Origin of the sequence: Pelagibius sp., assembly GCF_965249265.1 — a bacterium.
Taxonomy (GTDB): Bacteria; Pseudomonadota; Alphaproteobacteria; order Kiloniellales; family Kiloniellaceae; genus Pelagibius.
The window spans coordinates 5,421,311-5,434,257 of the sequence record NZ_OZ252224.1 but is presented as its reverse complement, the minus strand read 5'-3'; the positions used below and the strand labels follow the sequence as shown (position 1 = coordinate 5,434,257).

General features: G+C 65.0%; 17 protein-coding genes. 8 read left to right on the top strand and 9 right to left on the bottom strand.

The window, feature by feature from the left end; all coding sequences use genetic code 11:
* Positions 1–13: 13 nt before the first annotated feature.
* Entirely contained in the window at positions 14–412 is a 399-nt protein-coding gene (locus ACP146_RS25320; RefSeq protein ID WP_422369535.1) for a RidA family protein, read from the bottom strand.
* A 191-nt stretch (positions 413–603) separates the two neighbouring features.
* Between ACP146_RS25320 and ACP146_RS25315 the strand changes: the two genes are divergently transcribed.
* Both ACP146_RS25315 and ACP146_RS25310 read left to right on the top strand, forming a co-directional pair.
* A complete protein-coding gene (locus ACP146_RS25315) occupies positions 604–1,200 on the top strand; it encodes a TetR/AcrR family transcriptional regulator (protein WP_422369534.1) in 597 nt (198 codons plus the stop codon).
* 108 nt (positions 1,201–1,308) lie between these two features.
* The gene (locus tag ACP146_RS25310; RefSeq protein WP_422369533.1) at positions 1,309–1,746 is read left to right on the top strand and encodes a YqaA family protein; all 438 of its coding nucleotides are present in this window, start codon (positions 1,309–1,311) and stop codon (positions 1,744–1,746) included.
* 26 nt (positions 1,747–1,772) lie between these two features.
* Here the strand turns inward: ACP146_RS25310 and ACP146_RS25305 are convergent, their stop codons facing one another.
* Entirely contained in the window at positions 1,773–2,420 is a 648-nt protein-coding gene (locus tag ACP146_RS25305; RefSeq protein ID WP_422369532.1) for a FecR family protein, read from the bottom strand.
* 434 nt (positions 2,421–2,854) lie between these two features.
* Between ACP146_RS25305 and ACP146_RS25300 the strand changes: the two genes are divergently transcribed.
* Entirely contained in the window at positions 2,855–3,058 is a 204-nt protein-coding gene (locus ACP146_RS25300) for a hypothetical protein (protein WP_422369531.1), read from the top strand.
* A 238-nt stretch (positions 3,059–3,296) separates the two neighbouring features.
* On the opposite strand, the gene ACP146_RS25295 is transcribed toward ACP146_RS25300, so the two are convergent.
* The 3 genes from ACP146_RS25295 to ACP146_RS25285 all read right to left on the bottom strand — a co-directional run bounded on the left by ACP146_RS25295 (position 3,297) and on the right by ACP146_RS25285 (position 6,688).
* Positions 3,297–4,529, bottom strand: coding sequence for a class I SAM-dependent methyltransferase (locus ACP146_RS25295; protein WP_422369530.1), 1,233 nt, complete (start codon positions 4,527–4,529; stop codon positions 3,297–3,299).
* 71 nt (positions 4,530–4,600) lie between these two features.
* Complete coding sequence (locus ACP146_RS25290; RefSeq protein ID WP_422369529.1) at positions 4,601–5,584, bottom strand: NADPH:quinone oxidoreductase family protein; 984 nt, start codon at positions 5,582–5,584, stop codon at positions 4,601–4,603.
* Positions 5,585–5,611: 27 nt separating this feature from the next.
* Positions 5,612–6,688: an asparaginase gene (locus tag ACP146_RS25285; protein ID WP_422369528.1), complete on the bottom strand. Its 1,077-nt coding sequence runs from the start codon at positions 6,686–6,688 to the stop codon at positions 5,612–5,614.
* A 134-nt stretch (positions 6,689–6,822) separates the two neighbouring features.
* On the opposite strand from ACP146_RS25285, the gene ACP146_RS25280 reads away from it, so the two are divergent.
* Positions 6,823–7,329, top strand: coding sequence for an RNA methyltransferase (locus ACP146_RS25280; RefSeq protein WP_422369527.1), 507 nt, complete (start codon positions 6,823–6,825; stop codon positions 7,327–7,329).
* 10 nt (positions 7,330–7,339) lie between these two features.
* Here ACP146_RS25280 and ACP146_RS25275 read toward each other — a convergent pair whose 3' ends face one another.
* The 4 genes from ACP146_RS25275 to ACP146_RS25260 form a co-directional block, all read right to left on the bottom strand.
* A complete protein-coding gene (locus tag ACP146_RS25275) occupies positions 7,340–8,305 on the bottom strand; it encodes an alpha/beta fold hydrolase (protein ID WP_422369526.1) in 966 nt (321 codons plus the stop codon).
* Positions 8,292–8,615, bottom strand: a complete 324-nt coding sequence (locus ACP146_RS25270; RefSeq protein ID WP_422369525.1) for an ArsR/SmtB family transcription factor — start codon at positions 8,613–8,615, stop codon at positions 8,292–8,294. The genes ACP146_RS25275 and ACP146_RS25270 overlap by 14 nt, the downstream gene beginning before the upstream one ends.
* Positions 8,616–8,779: 164 nt before the next feature.
* Positions 8,780–9,457, bottom strand: a complete 678-nt coding sequence (locus tag ACP146_RS25265) for a ChrR family anti-sigma-E factor (protein WP_422369524.1) — start codon at positions 9,455–9,457, stop codon at positions 8,780–8,782.
* Positions 9,457–10,038, bottom strand: coding sequence for a sigma-70 family RNA polymerase sigma factor (locus tag ACP146_RS25260; protein WP_422369523.1), 582 nt, complete (start codon positions 10,036–10,038; stop codon positions 9,457–9,459). Before ACP146_RS25260 ends, ACP146_RS25265 begins: the two co-directional genes overlap by 1 nt.
* Before the next feature lie 408 nt (positions 10,039–10,446).
* On the opposite strand from ACP146_RS25260, the gene ACP146_RS25255 reads away from it, so the two are divergent.
* From ACP146_RS25255 to ACP146_RS25240, 4 genes are all read left to right on the top strand, one after another.
* Entirely contained in the window at positions 10,447–10,977 is a 531-nt protein-coding gene (locus tag ACP146_RS25255; RefSeq protein WP_422369522.1) for an invasion associated locus B family protein, read from the top strand.
* A 75-nt stretch (positions 10,978–11,052) separates the two neighbouring features.
* A complete protein-coding gene (gene rlmN, locus ACP146_RS25250) occupies positions 11,053–12,204 on the top strand; it encodes a 23S rRNA (adenine(2503)-C(2))-methyltransferase RlmN (protein WP_422369521.1) in 1,152 nt (383 codons plus the stop codon).
* Between the two features lie 99 nt (positions 12,205–12,303).
* Positions 12,304–12,504, top strand: a complete 201-nt coding sequence (locus ACP146_RS25245) for a hypothetical protein (protein WP_422369520.1) — start codon at positions 12,304–12,306, stop codon at positions 12,502–12,504.
* Between the two features lie 16 nt (positions 12,505–12,520).
* On the top strand, positions 12,521–12,739 hold the full coding sequence (locus ACP146_RS25240) for a hypothetical protein (RefSeq protein WP_422369519.1): 219 nt from the start codon (positions 12,521–12,523) through the stop codon (positions 12,737–12,739).
* Positions 12,740–12,947 lie beyond the last annotated feature (208 nt).

The window sequence follows — 12,947 nt, the reverse complement described above, 5'->3', positions numbered from 1 at the left end:
GTGGGGCTCCCGATCAGCCGGCCTCGGGAATGCGGGCGATCACCTTGATCTCAAAATCGAAGCCCGCCAGCCAGTTCACACCGACGGCAGTCCAGTTCGGGTAGGGCGCCTCGCCGACCGCCTTGAGGCGAACCGCCGAAACCGCCTCGATCTGGGCGTCCGGGTCGGTATGGAAGGTGGTCACGTCGACAACGTCATCGAAGCTGCAGCCGGCGGCCTTCAAGACGGCCGTGAGATTGTCGAAGGCGCGCTGGACCTGCTTTTCGAAGTCCGGCTCGGGCGAGCCGTCCTCGCGGCTGCCAACCTGGCCGGAGACGAACAGAAGGTCGCCGGAGCGGATCGCCGCGGAATAGCGGTGTTTTTCGTAGAGCGCCTGGCGGCCGGCGGGGAAGACTGCATCGCGTTTGCTCATCTATTCGACTCCTTTTCCGGCGAGGCAAAACCGGCCTCAACAAGCGCGACACACGGTCTTCTGCGCTTTACGGCCTGCCCCGGTCATTGATATACGTCGCGTATGTCGACAGATATGGGCATACGAGGCGTATGTCAATGAGCATACGCGACGTATATGTAATTTCCGGCTTGTGATTTCTGGGTAGGCCCATGGTTGCGAAAAAGCGTGCCGAAATGGTGGCGGAAACCCGCGCCAAGCTGATCAAGGCGGCGCGGGAAGCCTTTGCGGCGAAAGGCTATGCGGCGGCGTCGATGGACGATCTGACCGCCGAGGCGGGCCTGACGCGGGGCGCGCTCTACCACAATTTCGGCGACAAGAAGGGCCTGCTGCAGGCCGTGATCGACCAGATCGACGCGGAGATGCTGGCCCGGATGCGCGTCGAACAGGAGCGGGCCGAGACCCGCTGGCGGGGCCTGCTCGCGGAACACATCGCCTATATCGAAATGGCCCTGGAGCCGGAGATTCAGCGCATCATGCTGCTGGACGGACCGGCCGTCCTCGGCGATCCGTCACAATGGCCGAATCAGAATGCCTGCCTGCAGAAGACGGCAGAGACGATTCAGGCGCTCATCGATGAGGGCACGGTCCGGCCGGTGGATGCGGAAGCCGCCGCAAGGTTGCTCAACGGCGCAGCCCTTAACGCGGCGCTGTGGATCGCCGCCGCCGACGACCCCCGCCGCGTTTTCCAAAAAGCCGTCGAAGCCTTCCAACATCTCGCAGCCGGTTTGCTGCTTGGAGAGGATTGAGTGCGGGATCGTCGAACCGGCGGTGCCCGGCCTCTTCCCCGGCCTCGTCAATGACCGCAAAGTCAAAACCCAAAGGGCCCGTCGGGGCGGCAAGAAGGCGCACCCGGCATGGCTGACCTCGCGGTCTATGGCGGCCTGTTTCTCGCCGCGCTCGCCGCGGCAACCCTGCTGCCGACCCAGTCGGAGGCGGCCCTCGTCGGGCTGCTGCTGACGGAGAACTATTCCGTCGCGCTTCTGGTCACCGTGGCCAGCCTGGGAAACGTGATGGGCTCGGTGATCAATTGGCTGCTCGGACGCGGTATCGAACGCTTTCGCGAGCGCTCCTGGTTTCCCGCCAGCCCGGCGATGCTCGACCGCGCGTCGCACTGGTACCACCGTTACGGGCGCTGGACGCTGCTGGCGAGCTGGGTTCCGGTCATCGGCGACCCCCTGACCGTGGTGGCCGGGGTGCTCCGCGAACCGCTTTGGAGCTTTCTGCTGCTGGTCACCGCCGCGAAACTGGGCCGCTACCTGGTCCTGACCGCCATCACCCTGAACTGGATGTAGGTGAGCTGGCTATAGGCCTTGATCCGCTAGAAGGCGACGGCCTGCTCGGCCTCCGCGGCTTCCTCCTCGGTCCACTGGCGCGGCGGCGTCGGGGCGGCGACGCGGCCAAGCGGCAGGAAGGTGCCTTCGCCCGGCTCGTCAAGCACCACCGATCCACCCGGCGCGATCACCGCGATGGCGCCTTCGGTAATCTGAAAGCCGTAATGCGGCTGGCCGGGCGGCATGCCCACGGTCAACTCGCCGCCGAGAAACACGGTGCCCCGGATGCCGATGGTCGCCACCGGCGTGGTGACGGAGACGTTGCCCGGCGCCAGCTTGCCGATCTGGCCGGAGGCAAAGCGGAACACGCCCTTGGCGATGCCCAACGCCTGGCTGGACTCGCCGTCCGGGTTATAGACGAGTTGGTCGATGGTGATCCGGGCGCCCTCGCCCAGGGTCATCATCGACTGATCGTCGAAACGGATCTGCAGCCGCGCACCCGGGCCGGTGCGGATCTCGTCGCCGACATAGACCTGGGCGCCCTGCACCAGATCGACGGTACCGGCACCCGCACTGCGGCTGGCCGCACCCTTCTGGCGCTCGACCTGGCCGGCCAGTTGCTGCGCCTGCGCCGGCAGTCCGGCCATGAGGCCAGCAACGAATAGGCACGCGAAGACGTTGAGACGATACTTCATGCTGTGTCTCCCATGGATGCGGCCGATTCATCCTGAGCCGGTCGCAGCGGAGACGCAACCGGGGTCAATCGCTGCCAACTCAAGCCTCGATGCCCGGCAAGTGTGACGACTTCAATCGCAACACGCGATGCCGCAGAAGCAGTGGAACGACCCGAGGGCTACCCCTTTCGAAGTACCCGCCAGGGTCTTCCTTGCCAATCCTGGAGCGGGTGAGACAATTTCTGTTCTGAACGCGACAACCTATTGAGTTTGTTAAGTAAAAATGAATTCTAGCTATGCTGCCAAAGCATAGACGTTCTGAATTCCCAGCATTTGTCGCAGGGCTCGATCCGCATTATCTGTCGCATAAGAGATTGGGAACAACCGGTGGCTCCGGACCCCTGGCGATAGTGGCCGGGCCACCAAGACAGATAGGAGACAGGACCATGGCCAACGTGATCCACACTGCCCGTCCTTACCTGCCCGGCCAGTCGGCCGTGGGCCTGCTGGGCGGCATCGGCGAAGCCGTCCGTGAAACCTTCACCAACCTGCGCGACGCCTACCTGGCCGAACGCCGGGAGCGGCGTCTGGCCCATGCCACCCGCGACCTGGACCTGCACCTGTTGCGGGACATCGGCCTGGACCACGGCGCCAGCTAAGGTCCGGACTGCAGGCCCCGCCGGTCGACAGACCGGCAAAGAAAAAGTGGGTGGTTCCCGAAAAGGGGGCCGCCCTTTTTCTTTGGCCCTGGAGCACCCTTCGAGACGCGGTCCTGCAGACCGCTCCTCAGGGTGAGGTGGGAAGGTTTCAGTGGAATGATGACCTCATACTGAGGAGACCGCGCAGCGGTCGTCTCGAAGTATGACCAAAGGGTCGCTGCCCTTGGCATCGGCACCATTATACCGGATAGCGCACGAAGAGGTGGTTGAGGCCGTTCAGCACCGCGTAGAGTTGGTCGAACTGGGCCTTGAAACTGCCCCAGTCGTGGCGCGGGTCGAGATCGTGCAGGGTTTCCTGGATCGTGCCCAGGGGCGTGTCGCCGTCGATCCAGGGCAGGATCGCCGGGGCGAGGCGCGGTAAGGGGAACTGCAGGCTGAGGCCATCGAACTCCCCCTTCAAGGCGAGATCGCGCTGCACCGCCTTGGCAAGCTGTGGGCCCTGGAACACGCGCAGGCAGGGGATCGCATCGCGGCCCGCCGCAGTCGCCACCGTATCCTCGATCATGTTCTTCGAAACATAGAAGACATGGGTTTTCAGGTTGCCGGCCAGCTTCTCGGCAAAGGCCGCGCGCTCCAGGGGCGCGAGCCCGGAAAACTCCCTGAGCAGCACCGGATCTTTTACATAGGTCGCCGGGTCATAGCGCAGCGGCTCGATGAACGAGACGAGCTTCAGGCCACAGCCCTCCACCAGAGCCGCCACCTCTTCGACCAGATAGGCGCGGTCCTGGCTGTGCAGCAGGAGGTCGACCAGCTCCGCATCGCTGCCGCCGTGATCGCGGATCACAGGGTTGCGGGCGAAGAGGTTGCTGGCCGGCAGGCCGCTCAGCATGCGCCGCGCCAGCGCCACCTGATCGGCCAGCGGCCGCTCACCGCCGAGCCGGCGGAGCATTTCCTGCAGGGGATAGACGCCGTCCCGCCCCAGGGTGCCATAGACCATCAGCCCCATGCCGCCGTCGTCCTTCAAGGACCCGGCCAACGCGGTCAGTCCGGCAGCAGGATCCTTCAGATGATGCAGCACACCGCAGCAGTCGATGTAATCGAACAGCCCGAGGTCGAGGTCCGCCAGCGTCAGCAAGGAGCCGGTGACAAAGCGCAGGTTGGTCAGACCGCGGGCGACGCAGCGCGCCTCGGCGATGGCGCGCGACGACTGCGAGAGATCGAGATAAACGACCTCGCCCGGGCCGCCCGCATCGGCGAGCTGCTGCGCCAGCATGATGGCGGCATCGCCGGTGCCGCCGCCGGCCACCAAGGCCCTGAAGGGCCGGCTGAAGTCGCGCCGCCCGGCAAAGAGATAGTGGTTCAGTTCCATCAGGTTGCTGGGCGAACCGACAACCAGGCGTTTCACCTCTTCGGCGGGATCGCGGGAGGGATAGGGGTAGGCTTCGTATTGGTCGCGGACGCTATCGTTCATGACGGGCTCTGATGACGCGCGCTCGCGACGGCTTGTTCGGGGGGACGGCAGCATGACATCGCAGAGAGACTCTACGCCGCCCCCGTGGTCAGGACCACCTTGCCGGTGGAGCGGCGGGACAGCAGCAAAGCCATGGCTTCCGCGGCTTCCGCGAGGTCGTGCTTGTGTGAAACGTGTGGCTTGAGTTTGCCTTCCTCGAACCAGGCAAAGAGTTCGCGGAATTCTTCGGCCAGCAGCTCCGGCGCCTTCTGACGGTAGGAGCCCCAGTAGATCCCCATGGCGGCGACGTTCTTCACCAGCAGAATGTTGGCCGGGATCTGCGGCACCCGCCCGGCGGCGAAACCGATGATCAGCAGGCGGCCCGACCAGGCGATGCAGCGCAGCGAGGCATCGAAGACGTCGCCGCCGACCGGGTCGAAGACGACATCGGCGCCCTGGCCGTCGGTCAGGGCCTTCACCCGCTCGCGAATGTCCTCGCTGCGGTAGTCGATCAGCTCATCGGCGCCGTGGGCTTCGGCGACTGCCAGCTTCTCGGCGCCGCCCGCCGTGGCGATCACCCGGGCGCCGATGGCCTTGCCGATCTCCACCGCCGCCAAGCCGACGCCGCCGGCCGCCCCATGCACCAGCAGGGTCTCGCCGGCCTGCAAACGGCCATGCCAGCGCAGCGCGCCATGGGCGGTGCCATAGGTAATGGGGAAGCCCGCAGCCTCCGCCCAGCCGAGGCCGTCGGGGATGGGAAAGACATCGGCGGCCCGCGCCACCGTCGCCGTGGCATAGCCGCCGCGGTCGGTCAGGGCCAGCACCCGTTGGCCGGCACTGAGCCCGGTCACGCCATCGCCCAGAACCTTGATGCGCCCCGCAACCTCCAGGCCCGGCGAAAAAGGAAAATCCGGGCGTTCCTGATACTTGCCGGCGATCATCAGGGTGTCGGCAAAGTTCACCCCGGCGGCGGCCACTTCCAGAAGGACCTCACCGGGTCCCGGTACCGGATCGGGCAGTTCTTCGATCTTCAGGTCTTCAGGATCGCCCCAGGCACGGCAGACGACAGCGCGCATCGTGTCAGCACCTCGACTCACAAGTTTTCAGAAAGGGATCCGTTCCGCAGGCCGAACCTCGCCCACCGTCAGACCGGCACGGTTGTGCAGCGGTGCTTGCAGGACGCCGCCAAGGGCAGCCGCGGCCTCTTCGCTCAGGATGTCAAGATGACGCAGCAGACGGCCCATCAGGATTTCCGCCGCCCGGCCCGCCCCGTCTTCGACCTTGATCGCCGCACCCAGGCCAAGCTCGGGAAAACTGCCGCAGTAGACGCCTTCGGCCCCGGTCTTGATCAAGGCCTTGGCGCCGGTCTGCTCCATCACCAGAGTATCGAAGCGCCCGCTGCCGGCGACCATGAAAGGTTCCTCCGCCACCGCCGCGCGGATACGCGCGCAGGCCGCCCGGCGCGGCTCCGGCTGATCGTCGGGCACGCCGAGCCGGGCCATGGCCAGCGCAATATTGCCCAGAGGCATGCCGATGACCGGGATGCTGCAGCCGTCGATGCCGCGCGGCGCCGAACCCAGATCCAGGCCGGTCATCCCCTCCAGAACGCCGAGGATGCGCTGCTGCACCGGGTGCTCGAGCTTCACGTAACCCTTGGTCGGCACGCCGAGATGGCGGGCGAGGGTGAGGAAACCCGAGTGCTTGCCCGAACAGTTGTTGTGCGCCGCCGTGGGCAGCTTGCCGGTGGCCAGCAGGGCGATCATCGAGGGCTCGTGACTGGGCAACTGCGGACCGCATTCCAGGTCTTCAACGGAACAGCCGATCCTCTGCAGCCAGGCTTCAGCGGTTTCGGCGTGGCGCGGCTCGCCGGAATGGCTGGCGCAGGCCATGGCCAGTTCGGCGGCGGAAACGTCGTAGGCTTCTGCGCCGCCGCTTTCGACCAGGGCAATGGCCTGCAGCGACTTGATGGCCGAGCGCGCATAGACCGGACGGTCGATATCGCCGGCGGAGAGTACGACGTTGCCCTTCACGTCCACCAGGGCGACAGCGGCCCGGTGCCCGCTCTCGACCATGTTGCCGCGCGTTACCTCCACCAGCAGCGGATCGGCTTGCAGGGCGGTGGCGGGTGGCGCGGCGGAAACAGCTTTACCGCGGTTGAAAGAAAGGGGTTCCAGGGCCATGAAAGGGGTCACCAAGGTCAGAAAAGGCCGCTTTGTGCAGCCGCCAAGCAGCTTGCCTCCGGCAGCCCGGCCATGCAAGTTTTCGCGCCATGCGCGGATACTTCGCAATTGGGGCTGAGGGAATCAGCAAGCCGATGAACCTGGGCAGCCTGCTGCGCACGGCCCATGCCTTCGGCGCCAGCTTCTTCTTCGCCATAGAACCGGCTTTCAAGGTGAAGGAGGTGAAACACTCCGACACCTCCGATGCGGCCAAGCACCTGCCGCTCTATACCTTCGCCTCCGTCGACGAGCTGATGCTGCCGCGGGGCTGCGCCCTGGTCGGGATCGAACTGACCGACGATGCGGTGGAACTGCCGTCGTTCTTTCACCCCCAGGCGGCCGCCTATGTATTGGGGCCGGAACGCGGCAGCCTGTCGCCCGCGATGCAGGCGCGCTGCGATCACCTGGTGAAGATCCCGACCAAGTTCTGCATCAATGTCGGTCTCGCCGGCGCCCTGGTGATGTACGACCGCCAGCTTTCCCTGGGCCGCTTCGCGCGCCGCGCCACCAACCCCCGCAGCGAGCCCCAGGCCCTGCCTGAACACGTCTCCGGCGGCCAGAAGATTCGCCGTAAGAAAACAGGTTCGGACGGCGGCGGCTAGGACTGCGCGCTCAGCGGTCCTGCAGGAAGGTGAGGAGCTGGCCGGTCGCGGCTTCGGGCGCCTCTTCCGGGATGAAGTGCCCGCAGGACAGGGGCGCAAAAGCAACGGTCTCCGCCCAGCCCCGCCAGATCGCACTGATATCGAAATGGCGGCCGACCACGCCCTCCTCTCCCCAGAAGACAAGGGTCGGGCAGGCGATCCTGCGGCCGGCCGCGCGGTCCTGCCGGTCGTGTTCGAGGTCCAGGGAGATGCCGGCGCGAAAACACTCGCACATCGCCGCGATAGCGTCCTCCCGGGTCGCCGCCTGCAGGTAGGCGTCGAGGGCAAGGGGGTCGTAAGAAACTTCCTTGGCTGTCAGGCCGGTGAGGATCCGGCCCATGAAATGAGCCGGGTCTCCGGCGATCAGCCTTTCCGGCGCGGGATAGGGCTGGGTCAGAAAGAAGAAGTAGAAATAATCCTGAGCAATGGCGGCGTCCGCCCGCTCGTAGAAATCGAGCGCGGGGACGATGTCCATGACCGCCAGACGGGTAACCCTGTCGGGATGATCCAGGGCCAGACGCCGGGCCACGCGGGCACCGCGGTCGTGACCGACCAGGGCGAAACGGTCGAACCCGAGACGGTCCATCACCGCCGCCTGCTCCGCCGCCATGGCCCGTTTGCTGTAGGCCCGGTGATCGTCCGAGCGGGCGGGCTTATGGCTCTCGCCCCGCCCGCGCAGGTCGGTCAGCACGACGGTGAACTGCCGGGCCAGCCGGGGCGCCATCCGGTGCCAGCAGAGATGGGTCTGCGGATCGCCATGCAGCATCAGCAGCGGCGGCCCCGAGCCGCCGACCAGGGCAAGGATCGCGCCGTCCTCAGTCGTCACCCTGCGCCGCTCGAAGCCGGGCAGCAGAACGTCATCGACGGCAGCGGGGTCTGCCAAGACCAGATCTTTGGGAACCAGATCTTTGGGGTCGAGGTCTTCAGAGATTGTCATGCAGCCAGCGCCGATAGTCCGAGAGGCCCGCCTCGTTGCGGGAGAAGAACGACCATCGGCCGATGCGGTTGACCGCGACGAAGCCGGCCCGGCGCAGAAGCTCAAGATGGCGGCTGACCGTCGGCTGGCTCATGCCCAGCTTCTCGGTGATCAGCGTGACGCAAACGCCGATTTCCGCCGGATCGCCGGTTTGCTGATGCCCGAAGTGGCGCTGCGGCTCCTTCAGCCAGTCCAGCACCGCCATGCGCGCGTCGCTGGCCAGCGCCTTGGTCTGCTCGATACGGTCGTCCATGACGGCAAATATATGCATATATAGCTTTTATTCAATGCAATTATGCTGGGCAAATTGCAAGGGCTAGCGAGGCGCCGCCTCTGTCCGGAGAGATCGACGGCCAAGCGGCTGAAAAGCCAAAGGCAGCGCTTGGCCCGGCCGTTCAGATGAATCCGTGCTCAGGCGCCAGGGCCTGCCGGCTGTCAGTAAGAGATAAAGGGGTTCAGCCAGCGGCCGATGGGCCCGGTGAGCTTCAAGGGGGCGTCGCTGACCACGAGGCAGAGGCAGTCCTCCCCGTCATCGGCCACCGGCTGGTGGTCGACCGAAGGATCGGCAAGCTGAACATCGCCGCGCCCGAAATGGCCGTCGGCATCGCTGTAGCCGCCTTCCAGCACCAGGGTGATTTCCTCCCCGCCATGGGTGTGACGCGGCATCGCGACCCCGGCGGGAATACGCATCAGACGGGTTCTGGCGCCGTTGCTGCCCAGGGTGATTTCCGCCTCTTCGACGCCGCGGATTACCGGACGCCAGGGCAAGGCCGAAAGGTTCTCGCCCAGGTAGTCGCGCAGCGGCCTGGGAAGCGGATCCCTCTCCCGCTCCTGCTGTGACGGCGTGAAGGTACCGCCCCAGGGAACGGTCTTCTCCTCGGCGCCCTCGTCACTGTCCAGCACGGCGAAGATATTGCTCAGCGCCGATTCCGGCAGACTGGCCGGGCTGATGTCTTCCATCAGCGAACCGCCCAGGGCCTCATAGGTCTCGACCTTCGAACGGCAAACGGGGCAGAGCGTTATGTGACTGGCGACCACCAGCGACAACGCCTCCGGCAGGCTGCCGGCCGCATAGGCCATCAAGATCTCTTCAGAAAGATGATGCTCAGGCATCACTGTTCCTCCACCAGAGCTTTTCGGAGATGGCCCAGAGCCAGGCGCAGACGGGACTTCACAGTGCCCAGGGGCAACGCTGTCTCCTCGGCGATCGCGCCGTGCGCCTTGTCCTCGAAATAGGCCATTCTTACCAAATCCGCTTGCTCTCTCGATAAATCCTTGATCGCAATCGAAAGCCGCAAGGACTGCTGTCCGGCTTCGACCACGTCATCTGCATTCTCCGTCGGCGCCGGCACCAGCGCCGGGTCCTGCGGGTCAAATTCCGGCCGCTTTTCGCGGCGCAGCGCATCGATCCGCTTGTTCCGCGCGATGGTGAAGATCCACGTACTGGCGCCTGACTTCGTCCGATCGAAGCTTTCGGCCCGGCGCCAGACCATGATCATCGCTTCCTGCACCAACTCCTCGGCCTGGGCTTCGCTGGCCCCCTGACGCATCAGGTAGGCCTTAACCCTGGGACCGAAGTAGCGAAACAACTCGGCAAAAGCGGCGCGGTCCCGCCGGCTGCCCACCGAGACCAGCAAATCGGCCAGATGGCCGGGGTCCAGCTTGCCGTTCGGGCGCCCGGGGACAACAGCCACTCTAGCTGGCCCCCCGAGTGAAAATCCGACCGACAGGGCCGCTTCTTTGCGTACCGCCACGTTTGCCGCCTGTATCGTTACTAAAACTATTACGGCGGCTGGCGGCGGCTGGATCAGCCGAAAGTCCGCAAAAAAGAGCATCAATCATTAACCAGTTCCATTGCTTCACCCATTTTCCGCCCAAACCGGCCCCGGCGGGCAGATGGGGGCTGCAGCCGATCAACTCAACCGCCGCAGCCCTTGGTCCCCCAACGGCCCTGGGGGGAGGGTATAAACTATTGTCTTTGAATGGCTCGCGCATTTGTTATAAGGCAAGACATTAAGCGTTCAAATGCAGGGGTGTCAGCCTTGCCTGTCGGCCCTATAATAACTTTCACGTCCTGGATTAACATCCCATCCGCGGGGCCCATGCGACTTAACCTCCTCATCCCCATCCTGTTTTTCGCCTTCACCACGGCACTTGCTGCGGCCTTTGTTCCTTCCGGCGCCCGCGCCCAGGGGGTCGAGCGGCTCGGCGACTTCGCAGACTGGAGCGCCTTCAAATTCACCGAAGGCGACAGCGTGACCTGCTTCATCGCCAGCGAGCCCACCAAGGCCGAGGGCAACTACACTGCCCGCGGCGAAATCCACGCCATGGTGACCCGGCGCCCGGCCGAGGATCGCATCGACGAGGTGAGTATCCAGGCCGGCTACGTCTATCAGGAGAACGCCCCGGTTGAAATCCAGGTCGGCGCCATGAAGGTGAAGCTTTTCACCCAGGGCGAAACCGCCTGGGCGGTGGACAACCCGACCGACCGCAAGCTGGTTGATGCCATGATCAGGGGCAGCACCATGGTGGTGCGCGGCGTCTCGTCCCGCGGCACCCAAACCACCGACACCTACTCGCTCTCCGGCTTTACCAAGGCCTACCGGGCGATCGAAAGGGCCTGCGCCGGATAGGCGGGTTTCTCAAACCGCCGTCCCCTTGACCGCCCAGCCTTGCCGCTGGGCCGTCGAAGGCGTATCTAAGCCGTTATGAGCCAGTCCCACGCAGAAGCCTTCGCGCCGCCGCGCGAAGCCGACGACGAGCGCCGCAACCTCGTCGGGCTGTCGCGCGCCGAACTGGCGGCGGTCATGGCCGAGCTGGGCGAAAAGCCGTTCCGCGCCAAGCAGCTCTGGCACTGGATCTACCACCGCGGCGAGACCGACTTCGCCGCCATGACCACCCTTTCCAAGGATTTCCGGGCCCGCCTGACCGAAACCCACGTGGTGCGCCGGCCGGCTGTCAATCAGGCCCTGATTTCAAAAGACGGCACCCGCAAGTGGCTGCTCAGCCTGCCGGACGGCCAGGAGGTGGAGACGGTCTACATCCCCGAAGAGGACCGCGGCACGCTCTGCGTTTCCAGCCAGGTCGGCTGCACCCTGACCTGCAAGTTCTGCCATACCGGCACCCAGCGCCTGGTGCGCAACCTCTCGCCGGCGGAGATTGTCGGCCAGATCATGGTTGCCCGCGACGATCTGGGCGAATGGCCCAAGGACGATTCTGAGGTACCGGCGGAGGGACGCAAGATCACCAACATCGTCCTGATGGGCATGGGTGAGCCGCTCTACAACTACGACAACGTCGCCACGGCGATGAAGATCGCCATGGACAACGAGGGGCTGTCGATCTCCAAGCGCAAGATCACCCTTTCGACCTCCGGCGTGGTGCCGGAGATGGAACGCTGCGGGCGCGAGCTTGACGTGAACCTGGCGGTCTCCTTGCACGCCACCGACGACGAGACCCGCAGCAAGATCATGCCGATCAACAACAAGTATCCGCTGAAGATGCTGCTGGACGCCTGCCGCAACTATCCGGGCACCCACAACGCCCGGCGCATCACCTTCGAGTACGTCATGCTGAAAGGCGTGAACGACAGCGACCAGGACGCCAAGCGCCTGATCCGGCTGTTGAAGGACATCCCGGCCAAGGTGAACCTGATCCCCTTCAACCCCTGGCCCGGCTCCTTCTTCGAATGCTCCGACGCCGCCCGGATCAAACGCTTCGCCGATATCCTTTCGGCGGCGCATATCTCCAGCCCGGTGCGCGCCACCCGCGGCGACGACATCCTGGCCGCCTGCGGCCAGTTGAAGTCGGAATCCGAACGCAAAAAGAAAAGCGAACGCGCGGCGGCCGCCGCGGCCTGACACCGCGAGCGGTTCCGTCTTGGCCCGCCGGCTGAACCGCTTTAGGGTTTCGGCAGTCGCCATTCACACCAGCCTGAAGAAATCGGGAGTCTGGTCGTTATGGTGGTTGTCCTCCTCGCGGGCCTCATCTTTGGCGTTCTTTGCATCTATCCGCTTTGGCGGGTCTTCACGCGCGCCGGCCTGCCGCCTGCGCTCTCGCTGATGGTGTTTCTCCCCTTCGGCGGTTTCATCGCCCCGATGATCCTGGCCTTTTCCCAATGGCCCAACGTGCGGCCCAACGTGCAGCCGTCGCAGCGTTGAGACCGGAGGGACGACCGTGACGCTTTTCCTGCTCGTCTTCTGGCCGATGATCGTCATCGCCGCCGCCGTCTATATCTGGCTGCACGCCAGGATTCTGAAAAAGGCGGGCTTCTCCCGGCTCTGGTCGCTGCTCATGATCCTGCCGCCGGTGAACATCGTCATGATCTGGGTCTTCGCCTTCGCCGACTGGCCGGCGCTGAAGAAACCGCGGGACATCTCAGAGATTTTCGATTGACGGCCGGCATCGCCCGCTAGCCTTGCCCCCAGCGGTGCTTTGCCTATACTCGCGCGGATTTTCCGTTAGAGGCGTTTTCGATCTGCGTCGCAGCGGTTCCAGCCCGCTCCCCCTCCCGGCTACCCACTAGGACAATTTCATTGGCTGGCCGGGAGGGGGAGCGGGCCGGTGCCGTATAAACCTAAAAAAGCCCAGAGGCACTCAACCA

What these genes read in the sequence shown, in the direction of transcription:
- ACP146_RS25255 (WP_422369522.1), top strand. Translation starts at nt 10,447, where the DNA reads ATGCGACTTAACCTCCTCATCCCCATCCTGTTTTTCGCCTTCACCACG.
- ACP146_RS25265 (WP_422369524.1), bottom strand. Translation starts at nt 9,457, where the DNA reads ATGCCTGAGCATCATCTTTCTGAAGAGATCTTGATGGCCTATGCGGCC.
- ACP146_RS25290 (WP_422369529.1), bottom strand. Translation starts at nt 5,584, where the DNA reads ATGCGCGCTGTCGTCTGCCGTGCCTGGGGCGATCCTGAAGACCTGAAG.
- ACP146_RS25245 (WP_422369520.1), top strand. Translation starts at nt 12,304, where the DNA reads ATGGTGGTTGTCCTCCTCGCGGGCCTCATCTTTGGCGTTCTTTGCATC.
- ACP146_RS25315 (WP_422369534.1), top strand. Translation starts at nt 604, where the DNA reads ATGGTTGCGAAAAAGCGTGCCGAAATGGTGGCGGAAACCCGCGCCAAG.
- ACP146_RS25320 (WP_422369535.1), bottom strand. Translation starts at nt 412, where the DNA reads ATGAGCAAACGCGATGCAGTCTTCCCCGCCGGCCGCCAGGCGCTCTAC.
- ACP146_RS25280 (WP_422369527.1), top strand. Translation starts at nt 6,823, where the DNA reads ATGAACCTGGGCAGCCTGCTGCGCACGGCCCATGCCTTCGGCGCCAGC.
- ACP146_RS25305 (WP_422369532.1), bottom strand. Translation starts at nt 2,420, where the DNA reads ATGAAGTATCGTCTCAACGTCTTCGCGTGCCTATTCGTTGCTGGCCTC.
- ACP146_RS25275 (WP_422369526.1), bottom strand. Translation starts at nt 8,305, where the DNA reads ATGACAATCTCTGAAGACCTCGACCCCAAAGATCTGGTTCCCAAAGAT.
- ACP146_RS25285 (WP_422369528.1), bottom strand. Translation starts at nt 6,688, where the DNA reads ATGGCCCTGGAACCCCTTTCTTTCAACCGCGGTAAAGCTGTTTCCGCC.
- ACP146_RS25295 (WP_422369530.1), bottom strand. Translation starts at nt 4,529, where the DNA reads ATGAACGATAGCGTCCGCGACCAATACGAAGCCTACCCCTATCCCTCC.
- ACP146_RS25310 (WP_422369533.1), top strand. Translation starts at nt 1,309, where the DNA reads ATGGCTGACCTCGCGGTCTATGGCGGCCTGTTTCTCGCCGCGCTCGCC.
- rlmN (WP_422369521.1), top strand. Translation starts at nt 11,053, where the DNA reads ATGAGCCAGTCCCACGCAGAAGCCTTCGCGCCGCCGCGCGAAGCCGAC.
- ACP146_RS25270 (WP_422369525.1), bottom strand. Translation starts at nt 8,615, where the DNA reads ATGCATATATTTGCCGTCATGGACGACCGTATCGAGCAGACCAAGGCG.